This is a genomic window from Haloplanus ruber (assembly GCF_024494725.1).
Classification (GTDB): Archaea; Halobacteriota; Halobacteria; order Halobacteriales; family Haloferacaceae; genus Haloplanus; species Haloplanus ruber.
The window spans coordinates 235,834-251,092 of the sequence record NZ_JANHDK010000001.1 but is presented as its reverse complement, the minus strand read 5'-3'; the positions used below and the strand labels follow the sequence as shown (position 1 = coordinate 251,092).

Here is a 15,259-nt window from a genome sequence, read left to right as displayed (position 1 = left end):
GGGAGGATAAGGCAGTTACGTTACCGGGCGGCGTCACACGCCCCCGGCCAAGAGCGCAGCGTCGACGAGGAGGAGGGCGGCAAGCGCGGCCGCGCCGAGAAGGTACGGCCGGCCGACGCCGGCGAGGGTCGGCACATCGGCGTCGTTGCCGACGGCGAACCCCCGGGTGAAGTACGCCCCGAGTCCGGGCGGGTCGCCGTGGGCTTGGCACATGCGGTAGACGCCGAGTTCGATCAGCCCGTTCATCACGGTCCACAGCGCCGCCATCCCGAGGACGAGGTGGCCAGCGGTCGTCCCGAACAGCCGGGGGAGGGGGTAGCGCAGCCACAGCTGGTAGGCGCCGGTGAGCGGCAGGGCGACCCCCGTCCACCGGGTCACTTGGAGGAGGCCGTCGACGCTTCGCTCGAAGGCGGCCGGCGAGAGGTCGCCGGTCGACGCCGCCGGAAGGACCGCGTACACGGCATAGAGGACGCCGCCGGTCCAGAGCGCGGCCGAGACGACGTGGACGATATAAGAGAGGGGGACGACGAGCGCCATCGGTCGCGTGGCTCAGTCGTCGGCCGGCGACTCGACGGCTTCCTCGCGGAAGGCGCGGGCAGTCTCGCGGAGCGACGCCGAGACGGCGGGTACCTCATCGGCGTCGACGGCGCCCTCCGCCTCGATCTCCTCGACGCTCCGGGGGAACGGCCGCAGGTCCATATGGATCGCGATCCCGGCTTTCGCGCCCTGTCCCATGGCGACGGGGATCTGGTTGTGGCCGGCGACGAGGTCGCCGACAGCGTAGACCCCATCGACGCTCGTCCGGCCGTGGTCGTCGACCTGGACGGTGCCGTCGTCGTTCAGGTCACAGCCAATCTCGGCCGGGAGGTCGTTGTTGTACTCGGAGCCGTACATGGGAAAGCCGCCGCGGTACTCGCGAACAGTCCCGTCTTCGAACTCGAAGCTCTCCAGCCAGCCGTCGGCGCCGCGGTTCATCCCGGTGATCTCCTCGTGGATCACGTCGATGGGGTGAGCACGGAGCATCCGGTCGGTCTCGTCGCTCCAGGTCGGGTCGTCACCGCGGGTGAGGAGGTCAACCTCGTCGGTGAAGTTGAGCATGATCATGGCGACGTAGGCGGCGCTGTCGCCGTGACCCATCACGTACACCGACTCGTCGACGAACATGTAGGCGTCACAGTGCAGACAGTAGTGAAGCCCTCGTCCCGTCCGGGGCAGCGGGGGATCGGGTCTGACGTCGGAGAAGCCGGTGGCGAGGACCACCCGGTCGACACCGATCACCGCGTCGTCGGTTTCGAGGGCGAAGGTCCGGTCGTCGTCGCGGCGGTCGATTCCCGAGACGAACCCGCGGTGGAAAGTCGCACCGTAGGCTTGCACCTGTTCGCGCGCCGTCTGGAGGAACTCACCGCCGGAGACGTCCTCGGTGACGCCGATGACGTTGTGCGTATCCTGCATCATGGCCGCACGGCCGCCACCGCGGTCCACGAGGACGGTGTCCAGCCCGAGACGGGTCGCGTAGAGCGCGGCAGTCAGGCCGGCCGGTCCCCCACCGACGACGGCGACGTCGTAGTCGTGCGTGTCGCTCATCGATCTCTAGTATCGACGCCGAGGGGTTAAGTCCATCACGTCTGTGCGCGCACCCGTCCCGACCGGTCAGCCCGACGCGGGGCCAACGACGGCGTAGCAGTTGCCACTCGACTGAAAGCGGTCGAAGGAAGTGAGCTCGCTCGCGGCCAGATCCTCGTCGAACTCGGTGGGGTCGTAGATGTGGTAGTACCGAGGGAGCGTCTCGCCGTCGGGGAGCGTCCAGTCGACAGTCGTATCGAAGCCGGTTGTCGCGTCGAAACGGTCGTGGGTCGTGCTCCAGACGCCGACGAGAGCCCGACCGCCTGGTGCGAGGACCCGGGCGAGTTCGTCAAGGCTCTCGATCCGCCGCTCTCGCGGGCGGAGGTGGTGGAGCGTCGCGACGTAGACGGCGAGACCAACCTGTCCAGGACGAATCGGGAGGTTCGCCGCGTCTCCGTGGAGCAGGTCGACCCCGAATCCGCGCTCCGCTCGGCGGTCCTGAGCGGTCCGCAGGAGGCCGCGGCTGGCGTCGAGTCCGAGGACGCGGTCGGCGACGTCGGTGAGCACCTCCGCGTGGCGGGCGTTCCCGCAGCCGAGGTCGAACGCCAGCGCGACGGGGGCCGCGTCGGCGACGAAGGATTCGACCTCCGGCCACGGATGTTCGCGCGTCACGGCGAAATGTTCCGCGATGCGGTCGTACGTGTGACGTGGCTCCGGGGCGTCCATGACCGTCTCTCGACCTGGATGCGGATAAGCCCTTAGAGCAACACGAGCGCGAACACGAGATACGTCAGGCCGAGTAGCCCGGCCGCGTGTTTCACGCCGTCCGCGATTCCACCCTCGGCGAGTTGCCCGGCGATCAGCCCCGAACAGACCGCCTGGACGGCGGAGATGTGGAAGAAGACGAGTTCGTACGCACCGGTGTTCACCTCGGTGCCGGCGAAGGCACCTGTCACCCCCACGTTGGGGGCGTTCGCGGGCGTGGCTGCCGTGGTGCCCGCTGCCTCCTGAACTGCGGGGATGAAGGCGACGGTCAGCGCGGCGATGATGCCGAGGAAGACGAGCACCGAGATGTAGATGACGAGGATGTAGGTGAGCATCTCCTGTTGACGCTCGCGGCGGAGGCGCCGCGTCGCCTGGGCCTCGTCGGCGGCAATGCGGAGGACGGGCGCGATGTCGCCGCTGGCGTCCATCGCGTTCGTGATGAGGGTGACCGCCTGTGAGACCATCCGGGTGCGGGTCCGGATGGCGAGTCGGCGGAGTGCGTCGCCGGCGTCGGCCCCCCAGTGGATGTCCCGCCAGGTGCGCTCCACCTCGTCTTCGAGGCCGCCGAGGTCGGTGCCAGCGACGCGTTCGATGCTCTCGACGACGGTCATGCCCGCCTCGTTGACACTCGCCAGGCGGTCGAGGAAGTCCGGGACCGCCCGTTCGAGTCGCCGGATACGGCGTTTGTGCGTCTCGTGAAGCGCCGCGAAGACGGCCATGGCGAACACCGAGGCTTCGATGACGGGGTGATCGAGCACCCCGAGTGCCGAGGGACCGAGAGGGATCGGGACCGAGCGAAACAGCACCCAGCCGACGCCGAGCGGGAGAGTCACCACGAGACTGATCCACGGGCGTTCGAGGACCCCCCGGATCGGGTCGCGGAGCCAGTCACGGAACGCCCGCAGGCTGTCGTAGGCCGCGAGGCGTTCGGCGTTGCGCCGCTGACCGTCGGTGACGGCCGTGCCGAGTCCCACCCCGCCGTCGGAGCGAGCCGAATCGGTCGTCGCGCCGTCGCGGGTGCCGACGCTGGCGACGTCGTGGCGGACGTTCGTCAGCGCCGTGTCGTGTTGGGTGAGGCTATCGATGTAGACGACGAAGGCCGCGGAGGCCAGCGGGATACCGGCGTAGCCGACGATGCGGACGACCGTGAGCGTGTCCTCGATGACGAGGCCGATGACGACGAGGACGGTGATCAGGAACAGCGGGCCGGCGACCAGGACGGTCACGTACACCTCCGCGAGCGTCGAGACGAGTTCGAGATACTGCTCTTGTTGGGATTCGGCTTCCTCTTGGTACCGCTCGTACTGCTCGCGGAGGAACGAGGAGAGGTTTCGGCCGCTCCCGAGGACGCTCGCGAGATTGTCGACGAACTCCTCTAATCCCTCGCTTGGCGTCCGGTCGGCCGTGTGCCGCAGCGCCGTCAGGATGTCCGTCGAGAAGGCGTTCATATCGCGAACTGCGACCCCAACCTCACGGGCGGCCTCGCCGTAGATGTCGTCGTTGCGGGCGAGGGTATCTAGGACCGCGGGGAAGGGCATCCCGCTCCGTGAGAGCGCGTAGACGAAGGCGATGGTCCGGGGGAGCGTCGCCTCAATCTCGCTGGCCCGTGCGTTCGCCAACTGATCGAGATACGTCCACCGGGCCCAGTACGTGCCGAGAGCCAGGGCCGACCCGAGGGTCGCTCCGAAGAAGAGAAAGAGGACGAACAGGCCAAGAAGGGTCAGATCCTGGAGTCGCGTCAGGCCGGCGAGAAAGGAGAGCGGTCCCGGGACGACCGCAAAGATGACCGCGCGGCTGATCGAGAAGAGATCGACCAGCCAGACGGCGGCGTAGACACCGAGGATGGCGCCCACGACGCCCGCGAGGCCGCTGACGAGCAGCGTCCGCGAGGCGAACACCCGATGGGTGGTGCCAACGTGGGTGGCGCGCAACCGCGACAGTTGCCAAGACCGCCGAGGACTCCGGCCCACGTAGTCGCCGAAGAGGGGCACCGCCAGTCGGGAGACGAGCAGGTCCGCCCGACGACTCACCGGCGAGAGGAGGACCGGCAGGGCGAGGACGACGACCACGACCAGCGGGAGGAGATGTGCGATCACTGCGTCTCGGCCTCGGCGTCGATGCGGTCGAGAACCCGTTCCGAGTCGGCGTAGTACTCGTTGACGAGGGCGGTAAAGCGCCGGTAGTCGGTGATTCCCTGCTCTAGCAGAGCGGTGAGGAACCGACGTCGGTCACGGAGTTCCTCTAAGAGGCGCGTGCGCGACCAGCCGCGGTCGTCTTGAATCTCGTCGAGGAGGGAGCTGTCCTGTCGGTCGAAGGTGTCCGTGTCGGCGTCCCAGCGGAAGGCGTTGGAGTAGTCGAGTTCGCCGGTTCGTTGGTCGATCCCCCCAATCTCGCTGATCGCGTCGGAGCGCCGCACTCGCTCGCCGTCGAGGCGGGTGAGCCGCTGGACACAGAGCAAGTCGAGCGACTGGATCATCGCCCGGGGGACGTTGATCGGCTCGTTCTCCAGTCGGTTGATCACCGTCTCGATGCTGTCGGCGTGCATCGTCGAGAACGTCGTGTGGCCGGTGTTCATTGCCTGAAACAGCGTCACGGCCTCGCCGCCACGCACCTCGCCGACGATGATGTACTCGGGGCGGTGACGGAGCGCCGAGCGCAACAGGTCGTACATGTCGATGTCGGCGCCCTCGTGGAGTCGCTCCCGGGTGACACTCGATAGCCAGTTGTCGTGATACAGCGACAGTTCGCGGGTGTCCTCGATGGAGAGCACCTTCGAGCGCGGCGGGACGAACATCGACACCGCGTTCATCGAGGTGGTCTTTCCCGACGCCGTGCCGCCGGCGAAGATCAGCGACTTGTTGTTCTCGATGGCCAGCCACAGGTACGCCATCTGCTCGACGCTGAAGGTGCCGTACTCGATGAGGTCGATAGGGGTGAACGGGTCGTCGGCGTATTGGCGGATGGTGAAAGCCGACCCCCGGGGGGTCACCTCCTCGCCGAGAGCGAGTTCGACCCGGGAGCCGTCGGGCAGCGTCGTCCCGACGACGGGGTCACCGACGCTGATGTGCCGGCCGGACTGCTGGGCGAGTCTGACGACGTAGTTGTCAAGTTCGTCGGGGTCCTCGAAGACCACGTTCGTCGCCACGTCGGTGTACTGGTCGTGATAGACGAAAATTGGGAGGTCGTAGCCGTCACACGACACGTCCTCGATGTGCTGGTCGTGCATGAGTGGGTCGAGGCGCCCGAAGCCGTTGAAGTCCCGAACCAGGTAGTAGCGGAGTTTGTGGAACGTTCGCATATCCACTTCCACGCCGTACTCCTCCAGCAGCGATTCGAGTTCGCCCTCGATGATCGCCTCGTCGGTCGGATTCTCGTCCTCGGAGCGGAAGAGAAGCGGGTCGCGAATGTCCTCGCGAACCCGTTCGAGCAGGCCGGACTCGAAGGCGTTCAACTCGGGTTCGACCGCGTGGTACCGGTGTTCGCTCTCCGCGGTATCGTGGGTGATCACCACGTAGGCGAAGGGGGCGTTCACCCAGTACCGGTCGAGTTCCTCGTGGGTCGGCGGCACGTCGAAACGCGCCAGCGGGCCGTCCTCGCCTGGGCGGAACGGGCGGGCGTCGATACTCGACCCGCGGAGCATCTCGTAGGTGCGGACGACCCGTCGTCGGAGCGACTCGAACGGCCCGTCGGAGCCCGATACCGCGTCCCCTGACATCGTTCGTGGGCGCTATGCGAGGAATTGACTTAAACGTGCGCCTACCCCCGGCCGAAAGGTTCTGGTCCCCGTGGGATCACGTCCGGACGTGTACCGACGCGGGCACCTGGGTGTCTCGTTGCTCGTCTTCGCGCTCCCCGGTGCCGCCCTCGTGCTCGCCGGCCGCCCTGACCTCGCCGTCGTCGGCGGCGGTGTCATGCTCTGGTTGGCGATGCTGCCCGATGTCGACCACCGGATTCCCGGTCTCACCCACCGCGGATTGACCCACACGCTCGCCTTCGCCGCCCTGATGGGCGCCGTTGGGGCCGGTGCGGGTACCGTCCTCGCCGTCGTCGTCGACGGCGGCCACACCACGCTCGTCCCGTTCGGCTTCGCTGTCGGCGCCCTCACAGTACTCGCACACCTCCTCGCGGACGCCCTGACACCCGCGGGCGTGCCTCTGCTCTGGCCGCTGTCCGGTCGGTCGTTCTCGCTCTCGCTTACGCGTGCGGACAACACACTCGCCAACTACCTCCTTCTCGCACTCGGCGTCTGTGCCACCGCGGCCGCGGCCCTTCTCACGGCGCGGGTGGGGTGAGCGCTTTTGTCCCCGGCCGCCCCACGAGAGCGCATGAACGACGAGGCGATGGCCCGATTCCCGGTGCCCGACCGTGCCGACCTGCCCGCCGACCTGCGGGAGCGTATCGACGCCGAGACCGAGCGGGCGGGCTTTACGCCGAACGTCTTCGCGGCGATGGCGTACGCCCCCGAGCAGTTCCGCGCGTTCGTCGACTACCACGACGCCTTAGTCGAGGAGACCGCGCTCGACCGCGAGGAGGTGGAGATGATCGTCGTCGCCGTCTCGGGGGTGAATCACTGTTACTACTGCAACGTTGCACACGGCGCACTCGTCCGACTCTACGCCGACGATCCGACGCTGGCGGACCAACTCGTCGCCAACTATCGGACCGCGGACGTGAGCGACGAGCGTCTCGTGATGCTCGACGTGGCGGTGACACTCACCGAACGGCCGGCCGCGGTGACCGACGACGACCTCGACGCCCTCCGTGCGGCCGGCTACTCCGAGCGCGAAATCTGGGATATCGGCGCCGTGACGGCCTTCTTCAACCTTAGCAACCGCCTGGCGAGTTTCGCCGACATGCGCCCGAACGACGAGTTCCACACGCTCGGCCGCGGGGGTGAATAGCCCGGCCGCCGACGAGAGTGGACGGACGTCACACCGTCGGCCGCCGTACGTCTAGTTCGTGTCTTTTATCTAAAATTATTTTATTTCTAACTACTTCTCACGACGTGCCGGAATCCTTATGTCTCCGCATTTCGTCCATCACGACGCAATGGCGACAGGTACGGTTGCGTTCTTTAACGACACCGGCGGTTACGGGTTCATCGAGACCGAAGACTCCGACGAAGACGTGTTCTTCCACATGGAAGATATCGGCGGCCCGGACCTCGAAGAGGGACAGGAAGTCGAATTCGACATCGAGCAGGCCGACAAGGGCCCGCGGGCAACCAACCTCCAGCGACTGTAAGTCCGGGCCGGGACATCCCGACCGCTCGAAACGACGCTGGATCGGAATTTTCCCTTTTTCACGCGACTAGCGACGGCTACAGTTGTCCGTCGCGGGCGCGACGGCGGACCGTCGCCGCCCGCTCCCGGATGGCCGATAGCTCCGCGTCGTCCTTCCGGTCGAGGTGTGAGTACATCAGCCCCATCCGGCCCGTTCCCCGGAGTGTCTCCTCGTGGTCGTCGAGGAAGTCCCAGTAGAGTGCGTTGAACGGACAGGCGTCGTCGCCGGTCGTCGCGTCGACATCGTAGGCACACGCCGCACAGTGGTCGCTCATCCGGTCGACGTAGTTGCCGGAGGAGACGTACGGCTTCGAGGTGAAGACGTCGGTGGCGAACGTCCCCATTCCGAGGACGTTCGGCGTCGTCACCCAGTGGTAGGCGTCGACGAACCCGAAGTGAAACCACTCGTTCAGTTCCTGGGGGTCGGCGCCGTAGAGCGACGCGAAGTTCGACAGCACCATCAGCCGCTCGATGTGGTGGGCGTAGCCGCGGTCGTAGACGTGTGAGACGGCCTCGTCCAGACACCGCATCGACGTCTCCTCGCCCTCGTACAGGGGCGGGAGGTCACGCGACCGTGAGAGCAGGTCCGACTCGACGAGGTCGGGCATCGTCCGCCGGTAGACGTGCCGCATGAACTCCCGCCAGCCGAGCACCTGCCGGACGAACCCCTCGACGCTCTCGACCGGCGCTGCGTCACGCTCCCAGGCGTCGACGGCGGCGTCGATCACCTCCCGTGGGCCGAGCAGCCCCAAGTTCAGCGACGACGACAGCAGGGAGTGAGCGAGCGCGGACTCGCCGCCGACCATGGCGTCCTGATAGGGGCCGAACGGGGAGAGCCGGTGTTCGACGAAGTGATCGAGCGCATCGAGGGCCTCGGCCCGTGTCACCGGCCACGCGAACCCCGTCGACTCGCCCCAAGTGTCGAACTCCTCGGTGACCCAGTCCAGCGTCTCGCGGGTCAGGTCGTCCGGTTCGAACCGCGGGACGGATGGCGGCGACCAGTCGTCGGGCGGTGTCTCGCGGTTCGACTCGTCGTAGTTCCACTGCCCGCCGACGGGGTCGTCGCCGTCCATCAACACGCCCTCACGGCGTCGCATCCATCGGTAGAAATCCTCGTGACGGAATCCGTCGCCGTCGTGCCACGCGTCGAACGCCTCGGGCGAGCAGCGAAACCGGTCGTCGTCGACGAGCGTGAGCGACCCGCCGCGGGATTCGACGAGGTGCCGCAGACGCTCGGCGGCGCCGTGACTCGGCGGGCGCATGAGTCGCAGGTCGTCGCCCGGACGCGCGTCGAAGTGAGCGTCGAGGGCGTCGCCGAACGTCCGTGCCCGTCGGTAGGTCACGTCGTAGCCCGCCTCGCGGAGGGCGTCGCGGGCGTGACGCATGGCCGCGAAGACGAGACCGAGCTTCTGTGGGTGGTACGGCTTTCGGTCGGCGAAGGCCGTCGCTTCGATCAGGAGGACCCGCTCCGCGTCGTCGAGGACGTGACTCTCGGGGTGGAGCTGGTCGCCGAGGAGCCAGACGGTCATGGCCGCCGTTGGGACCACCGCGACAAAACGGTGTGGGGCGACGACGTCCGCGCCGCCGACGATTCGCACGGCGTCGGCCCCGTCGCGGTCGGCGGTCCGGTCGACCACCGCGCCGTGGCTTCGAACAACGGATGTTGGGGTGCGGGTTTGCCGTTTTCGATCGATTAGTCACACTGGATCATTTTATTTCGCGCCACAGATAGCGATCGCTGTGTGGCGCGCGGACGCTGATGTCATACACGCTCATAACGACCATGCGTTTCCGCTGTTATTCGCCGCAGCTAGCGTTACCGATGAGCAACTCGTCGTAACGACTCATTATCACGGAGCGAGCGCGAACGGTGTTCGAAATGTGCTGCTGTCGGGGTACCGCCCCCTCGGACGATATGCTGTTCGACGGACCAACGACTTAATTTCGGTTAGCAATTGGGAACGAGAGCGTCTAGAAGAAGACTTTGGAGTCGAGGCCACCGTGATTCCTAACGGCGTGGACATCAACCGGTTCGCAAACGCGGAGGCGGAGCGACGCGACCGGCAGTACCTGCCGTGCGTTGGTCGGCTGGAAAAGTACAAAGGAGTTCAACACGTTATTCGGGCGCTTTCGGAGCTTCCAGAATATGACCTCGTGATCGCAGGGGGCGGTCCGTATCGCAACGAACTGGAACGGATCGCCCGTGAAGAGTACGTGAGCGATCGAGTCGACTTCCTTGGGTACGCTGAGGACGAGCGTATCCCCAAATTGTACTCAGGTGCTGCTGTTTATTTAGCCCTCTCCAAATTTGAAGCGTACGGAATAATAGTAGTCGAAGCGCTTTCCGCAGGGACACCTTGCGTGGTCCGGGAGAAAGGCGGTCTGAGGAATTGGACACGACGAGACGGCGTGATAGGCGTGTCAGATACATCGGCCTTGGAGCTAAGTAACGCTGTACGGTCAGTTGTTGAGCAATCACCGTCTGAACAGATTCCAACTTGGGGACAATGTAGTTAGCGAACTCATTGAAGTATATTCCGAACCAACCGAGTGTGAGAGAATAACAAAGAAACCGTCGTAACATTGCCGAGGGAAACGGGTCATCGTCAGATGATGACAGATAATGCATCCCATTAGCCAACAAAGGCAATGGCCAAGGTCATGTCGAGGATTTCACGCCTGAATTATGTTACAGCATCGCGGACCACGGCCTGTGCGGTGAACCGAACCTGTGGAGAGATTGCGAAGAGGCAAGCAGCGTAGACAATCGCCCCTACACCAACAGTAAACCCGAGAGTGACCCAAGACTGGATAGTCAATCGTGCTTGAAGGAAATTGACAATCAGGAACATCATGGTGCCTGAGATGATTTGTAATATGAGTGGCTTTGGGATGACTTCGACCCCGTCAACCTGATTAAGAACTTGTCTCACCGACAAACCGTATTTTAGCGACTCAGCAAGAACGGTCGCAATTACAATACCAAGTGGACCAACGGTGAGTGCAAGAGTAACCCCGATAATAACGTTGAACGTCAGCGTAATTGCTCGGATTTTGAATTGAATATCTGGGAGATCCATTCCAGACAGAGTCTGGGAATAGATCACTGTCTGAGTTGAGATCAACTGATATAGTGCAAGTCCGATCAGATACGGCGCAGCATCGGCGTATTGCGGCTCAAACGCCGTCACGACGAGTGGTCTCGGGATTGCAAGTGCTCCAAAAAAGATGGGAACTGCGAGGATGCTTACATAGCTTACTGAATTCGTTATATCATCAACGAACTCTCCACCCTTCGAAATGGTGTTGGAAATCTTCGGCATAAGTGCGCTTGAGAGGACGCCTGAGACGAATAGGGCTGGGACGGTGAGTCTCAGAGCAACCTCATAATTCGCGACAGAGGTAGTCCCAACAAGGAAACCCAGGAGAAGCACGTCAATCCTATCGTATGCCTTTCCCACAATAGCTGCCGGGGTGCTGTATCGCGCATAGTCCCACAGCGATCGGACCGTCTCACGAGAGGGCAAAGACGGATGGACGCGGACGAAATAAATGGCAACTGGGACGACAAGAAGCGTAGCGGCGACCAATCCATATCCCATTCCGAGGGCACCAAGACCGCTCACCACTAAGACGAGCTGAAGTGGTAGTGTAAGGAACGACCGGAGGGTATCGTTCCATGTCTGTTTGGCGGGCCACCCCTCCGCCCCCATCATTTGTTGAAAAGGAAAAAAGAATGCAATAGATCCAAAGAGGGCGGCAAAAAGGAGTGGTGACCCCTCAAGGCTGGTATAGGATACAAGGATATCCCGTGCGAGAAACGCACCAACCCCCGCCACAAGAGATGCACACACGTTAACAACCAGCACCGTACCGAGAATCTCTCGTTTCGGTGCACCATCTTCTGACCATCTTTTTGCAACAGCCTGACCAAGTCCTCTGATGGGACGGTCTGCGATCATCACAAGAGACAGGAGAAGGTAGAAACCACCAAAATCGGACTTCCCGACAATTCTCGTGAAAATTAGAATTCCGACAAATCCAGTGGCTGCCTGTCCGAACTTACCAGCGATCCCCTTGACAGATTCCCATCCTAGGTTCATTTCGCTGGCGTCGCTCATATTTTATATCCAAGTTCTTTGAGACGGGTTTCCACTTGATTACTTACCTCAATATTCTGGCTATCGTCGCCAAGTTCATCAACTGTTCCGTCAAACATGTCTTTATACTCAGCTGGAATCTTAGCCTCTACTTTCTTTTCCTCCTTTGACTTAGTGAGCTCAACCTTGTGTGAATTACCTAAATCATCCCATTGCCACCTAATTCCGTTGACAGTTACGGCCCGGATGGCACGGTTCCACCACGGATTATCCCCATCGTAGAACATCATACCCGGGCGCTCACTCAGAACAAATTCACGAGTCGGGACTGTAAGTTCTCTTGACTCCCAGAGTTGTTCAACCATCGCTGGAACGTCCAAGTGTGAAACGGTTCCTCCGTCGTATTTTGCGTCTGAACCAATGATTACGAACGGAACATGGAGAAGAGATTGTGAAAAGCCCGTATGGCCCAAATCGGATTCACCGTCCATGAGCATTTCTTCACCATGATCGGCTGTGATGATTAGTGTCATATCATCTGGCATCTCCTCAGCAAATGTAGCAATCTTGCTATCAAGATATTGGATTGTCTTTGAGTAGAGGTTGTGATACTTATTGAGATCTCGCTGAGAAGCTTCTAGCTCGGAATCTCGGATATCCTCTATAGAAATCTGATTTGAGTGCCATCCCTTAGGGAAATTTGACTCAATATAACGATGATTCTGCATCGGGGCGTGTGCATCGATATAGTTACAAAAAACGAAGTCCGCATCGCTATCACTGAGACGTTTAGTAACCTGTGAGGCGCCGTGATCCCCAAATGGGTAGATCGGCAGTCTTTTGATGAAGTGATTGGCTTTTATACCGATACCATTTATCAAGCTGTGTTTGAGCTTCCCGTCGTCAATCGCTTGTCTTAGATACTCGACGATGCGCTGTAATCCCGCTTCATACTCTACAACGTCTTTAAATGTCACCGCATCTGGTGTGATTTCTTGCTTCCCGGAGAATGCAACAAACTCATTAAATAGTTTGTCAGCATTGAACGCATCGGAGACTGCTCCATTCGCACTAATTCCCTCTGATTCCACCTCCTCAAAGAATGTTTTTAGAATGCTGTAATCTGTGTTGTACGAGTGTACTTGATGTTCGTGAGGGAGCGTTCCAGTAAACAAAGAAGAATGACTCGGAACACTCCAAGAGCTTGCAGCGTAGCACTCGTCAACGTCAAGATCTGCCATCTTTTTTATCTGAGTCGCATTCTCATCGAAATAATCTTTCCTCACGCAGTCAAGAACTATGAGTGCAACTCTTCTCATACCTTGTACCCGAGGTCTTTCAGTCGTTCATTTACTACACTGTCATCGGCCTCGTGATGAGAAGTTGACTCTGCGGTTATCTCACGTCGATCCCCGTGTTCGACTACTGCCCAAGGCACTTCTGTAAGCTTCGGGTGACGAACGCTGTCTGGATGAGCGTACCCCCGAATGGGGAAAGGCCACAGCCATTCCCCGAAAAGTTCTCCGTGATCTGCAGTAAAAACAGAGCGTCCACCTAGGTCTCTTGAAAGTTCTTCGGCATAGTAGAACGCGTACCTGAGATTGTCAGTATACGCTTCCCAGACCTCTTCGCGAGTAACGTTCCCCTCTTTTAAATCATCGCCTGGGTGCATCTCATTTAGAACTTCGTCTTTTCGCGATCCATCCGGGTTCCCAACGCAAGGTGCGTGGGGTTGGAAGTAATGAATTATCAACCTCTTGTCAGGATACTCTTTTTTCATATCCCGGGCAGCATCAGACAAAACGTCTGGGTAAATCGTAGGGACATCTCCTAGACCAGCCTCCTCCAAAACCGCAGCTCCTTCCAGGTCCTCAGCTGAAACATCATAATCACGAAGCCACAGGTTCTCAATATGATGGAAAGAATCTGGTGCAATCTTTGAAATCCAAGGATTAGCCGTTACGTAGACCGTATCCGGAAACTCCTTGCCATGGAACGTTTTTTTCATCCACTCTGGGCTGGAACAGCCTATGGAGTGGACGGACTCATACTCGTCAAACTGAGTGGAGTCAAACACTTCCTCAAACATGTCTGCCCGGCAGGCGTCTAAAATCAGAAGATTATCCCAGTCGCGAGACATATAGTCCACCCCTGAGTTATCGTGGATATGTCCCAGAGCTGGTCCAGCAATCCGCGATGCGAACCTTTGTCTCCACCAGTATGGGTCGCTCCCATTTTGTGAAAGTTCAGAGGCTATATACTGTATTTTGTTAGCTATGTTGTTCATTATTGCGTTACCCTCGCGTAAAGGTCAGTGTGGAATTCAAGTACATTAGTCATTCCATTCTCTACTCGATACGCTTCAATCGCGTCTTCCTGTGGACCCTCTCTGTCCAAGAGTTCGTTCACAACGGATCCAGCCGACTCAGGGTTGTCTTTATCAAATGTGGTTGGGAGGCCGAACTCAACTTCCATTTCAACAAACTTCTGTAATTCGTGGGCAGCGATTGGAGTATCGTATGCAACAGCCCAATTGAGGATACCGCTCTGGGAAACTGTCTGGTACGGCAAGACCACAATATCGGCGGCGTTTAGCCAATCGTGAAATTCGTTTTTACTGAGAACACCCGTGACCTCAACGTTTGAGGTATCGATGATGTCAAGGTATTCTTCTCCCCGTGTGTTCTGGGGGCCACCAGCGATGACACATGACGCATCAATGAACTTTGCCATTTCCGCGAATTCTTTTTGCCCCTTCTCAGGTCGAACGTATCCCAGCTCAATTACGATTTGTTCGTCTTCTTCGTACCCGAGTTCAGTCTTTGCGGTCGTATTAGGATGCGTTTCGGTTGGAACGCCGTGTGCAATAACGTATCCATCGGAACCCATCATTCTCTTTTCTTCTTCGGAGAGAAACATCTCGTGGTCTGCTACCGCCCGCAGCATAGCATTGTTGAGGGAAACGTATAATTTCTTAAGCGGTCTGAGGGGTGGGCTGACGGTCTTATTAGACCATACTGTGTGAAATGTGATTATGATGGGTGTTCCACGAAGCCGAGACATGATCCATAAGATCGGGAAGACTAGCCATGAAGCTATGCTCATAGGGCCAAAAATCCCGTACTCGTGTTGAACATGGAGTACATCATGCTTTCCAGCATTAAATGACTGAAGAACGTAATTTAAAATATCAGACGACCTGAGTTTGACACCTGTTTTCGAGGTCGTAATTCCTTCAATATTGTTCATCAATACATCCGTATAGTCCGATATTCCACAGTCTTGATCTGAAGCTGTGGTAAAATATTCGACATGCATATCTGAGCTATGTTTCAAAGGCAGATTTGACATCTGGTAAGATAAGCATCACGGACACCCTCAAGATGTGCTTCTCGGTAGCACCGGAGATCAGGAGTATTGAGCCTCGCCGGTTACAGGGGGCCACTGAGGAGCCTTTGGCAGTTCGCCAGGTTTTCAATTCCTAATATATTCGTTGGAACGGCATACTCGAGAATCGATATCCTCCTGTTGAGCGCCGTGCTTGGAAGT

General features: G+C 60.0%; 14 protein-coding genes. 4 read left to right on the top strand and 10 right to left on the bottom strand.

The annotated features are described in order from the left end of the window. Positions 1–33: 33 nt before the first annotated feature. The 5 genes from NO878_RS01250 to NO878_RS01230 all read right to left on the bottom strand — a co-directional run bounded on the left by NO878_RS01250 (position 34) and on the right by NO878_RS01230 (position 6,043). Positions 34–537: a copper resistance protein CopD gene (locus tag NO878_RS01250; RefSeq protein ID WP_256404150.1), complete on the bottom strand. Its 504-nt coding sequence runs from the start codon at positions 535–537 to the stop codon at positions 34–36. Positions 538–549: 12 nt separating this feature from the next. Then, positions 550–1,584 (bottom strand): NAD(P)/FAD-dependent oxidoreductase, encoded by a 1,035-nt coding sequence (locus NO878_RS01245; protein ID WP_256404149.1) that lies wholly within the window; start codon positions 1,582–1,584, stop codon positions 550–552. 66 nt (positions 1,585–1,650) lie between these two features. Continuing rightward, positions 1,651–2,289, bottom strand: coding sequence for a class I SAM-dependent methyltransferase (locus NO878_RS01240; protein WP_256404148.1), 639 nt, complete (start codon positions 2,287–2,289; stop codon positions 1,651–1,653). A gap of 32 nt (positions 2,290–2,321) precedes the next feature. After that, positions 2,322–4,424, bottom strand: a complete 2,103-nt coding sequence (locus NO878_RS01235; RefSeq protein ID WP_256404147.1) for a type II secretion system F family protein — start codon at positions 4,422–4,424, stop codon at positions 2,322–2,324. Then, on the bottom strand, positions 4,421–6,043 hold the full coding sequence (locus tag NO878_RS01230; protein ID WP_256404146.1) for a type II/IV secretion system ATPase subunit: 1,623 nt from the start codon (positions 6,041–6,043) through the stop codon (positions 4,421–4,423). Before NO878_RS01230 ends, NO878_RS01235 begins: the two co-directional genes overlap by 4 nt. Positions 6,044–6,131: 88 nt before the next feature. Here NO878_RS01230 and NO878_RS01225 point away from each other — a divergent pair, with 88 nt between their 5' ends. From NO878_RS01225 to NO878_RS01215, 3 genes are all read left to right on the top strand, one after another. Next, a complete protein-coding gene (locus NO878_RS01225; protein ID WP_256404145.1) occupies positions 6,132–6,620 on the top strand; it encodes a metal-dependent hydrolase in 489 nt (162 codons plus the stop codon). Between the two features lie 33 nt (positions 6,621–6,653). After that, the gene (locus NO878_RS01220) at positions 6,654–7,229 is read left to right on the top strand and encodes a peroxidase-related enzyme (protein ID WP_256404144.1); all 576 of its coding nucleotides are present in this window, start codon (positions 6,654–6,656) and stop codon (positions 7,227–7,229) included. Positions 7,230–7,377: 148 nt separating this feature from the next. Then, a complete protein-coding gene (locus tag NO878_RS01215) occupies positions 7,378–7,572 on the top strand; it encodes a cold-shock protein (protein ID WP_049938024.1) in 195 nt (64 codons plus the stop codon). Positions 7,573–7,648: 76 nt separating this feature from the next. Here the strand turns inward: NO878_RS01215 and NO878_RS01210 are convergent, their stop codons facing one another. After that, positions 7,649–9,139: a cryptochrome/photolyase family protein gene (locus NO878_RS01210; RefSeq protein ID WP_256404141.1), complete on the bottom strand. Its 1,491-nt coding sequence runs from the start codon at positions 9,137–9,139 to the stop codon at positions 7,649–7,651. On the opposite strand from NO878_RS01210, the gene NO878_RS01205 reads away from it, so the two are divergent. Next, positions 9,138–10,127 (top strand): glycosyltransferase family 4 protein, encoded by a 990-nt coding sequence (locus NO878_RS01205; protein WP_256404140.1) that lies wholly within the window; start codon positions 9,138–9,140, stop codon positions 10,125–10,127. The two genes, NO878_RS01210 and NO878_RS01205, sit on opposite strands and share 2 nt — an antisense overlap. 167 nt (positions 10,128–10,294) lie before the next feature. On the opposite strand, the gene NO878_RS01200 is transcribed toward NO878_RS01205, so the two are convergent. From NO878_RS01200 to NO878_RS01185, 4 genes are read right to left on the bottom strand one after another with little or no spacing between them, the layout of a single operon-like run. After that, positions 10,295–11,731: an oligosaccharide flippase family protein gene (locus NO878_RS01200; RefSeq protein WP_256404139.1), complete on the bottom strand. Its 1,437-nt coding sequence runs from the start codon at positions 11,729–11,731 to the stop codon at positions 10,295–10,297. Continuing rightward, positions 11,728–13,029 carry an alkaline phosphatase family protein gene (locus NO878_RS01195; RefSeq protein ID WP_256404138.1) on the bottom strand — a complete coding sequence of 434 codons (1,302 nt, stop codon included), beginning with the start codon at positions 13,027–13,029 and terminating at the stop codon, positions 11,728–11,730. Before NO878_RS01195 ends, NO878_RS01200 begins: the two co-directional genes overlap by 4 nt. Then, positions 13,026–13,997, bottom strand: a complete 972-nt coding sequence (locus tag NO878_RS01190) for a hypothetical protein (protein WP_256404137.1) — start codon at positions 13,995–13,997, stop codon at positions 13,026–13,028. Before NO878_RS01190 ends, NO878_RS01195 begins: the two co-directional genes overlap by 4 nt. After that, positions 13,997–15,028 (bottom strand): glycosyltransferase, encoded by a 1,032-nt coding sequence (locus NO878_RS01185; RefSeq protein WP_256404136.1) that lies wholly within the window; start codon positions 15,026–15,028, stop codon positions 13,997–13,999. Before NO878_RS01185 ends, NO878_RS01190 begins: the two co-directional genes overlap by 1 nt. Between the last annotated feature and the right edge of the window lie 231 nt (positions 15,029–15,259).

Coding starts and splice junctions, on each gene's coding strand:
- NO878_RS01250 (WP_256404150.1), bottom strand. CDS start 537: ATGGCGCTCGTCGTCCCCCTCTCTTATATCGTCCACGTCGTCTCGGCC.
- NO878_RS01245 (WP_256404149.1), bottom strand. CDS start 1,584: ATGAGCGACACGCACGACTACGACGTCGCCGTCGTCGGTGGGGGACCG.
- NO878_RS01240 (WP_256404148.1), bottom strand. CDS start 2,289: ATGGACGCCCCGGAGCCACGTCACACGTACGACCGCATCGCGGAACAT.
- NO878_RS01230 (WP_256404146.1), bottom strand. CDS start 6,043: ATGTCAGGGGACGCGGTATCGGGCTCCGACGGGCCGTTCGAGTCGCTC.
- NO878_RS01220 (WP_256404144.1), top strand. CDS start 6,654: ATGAACGACGAGGCGATGGCCCGATTCCCGGTGCCCGACCGTGCCGAC.
- NO878_RS01215 (WP_049938024.1), top strand. CDS start 7,378: ATGGCGACAGGTACGGTTGCGTTCTTTAACGACACCGGCGGTTACGGG.
- NO878_RS01205 (WP_256404140.1), top strand. CDS start 9,138: ATGGCCGCCGTTGGGACCACCGCGACAAAACGGTGTGGGGCGACGACG.
- NO878_RS01210 (WP_256404141.1), bottom strand. CDS start 9,139: ATGACCGTCTGGCTCCTCGGCGACCAGCTCCACCCCGAGAGTCACGTC.
- NO878_RS01200 (WP_256404139.1), bottom strand. CDS start 11,731: ATGAGCGACGCCAGCGAAATGAACCTAGGATGGGAATCTGTCAAGGGG.
- NO878_RS01195 (WP_256404138.1), bottom strand. CDS start 13,029: ATGAGAAGAGTTGCACTCATAGTTCTTGACTGCGTGAGGAAAGATTAT.
- NO878_RS01190 (WP_256404137.1), bottom strand. CDS start 13,997: ATGAACAACATAGCTAACAAAATACAGTATATAGCCTCTGAACTTTCA.
- NO878_RS01185 (WP_256404136.1), bottom strand. CDS start 15,028: ATGCATGTCGAATATTTTACCACAGCTTCAGATCAAGACTGTGGAATA.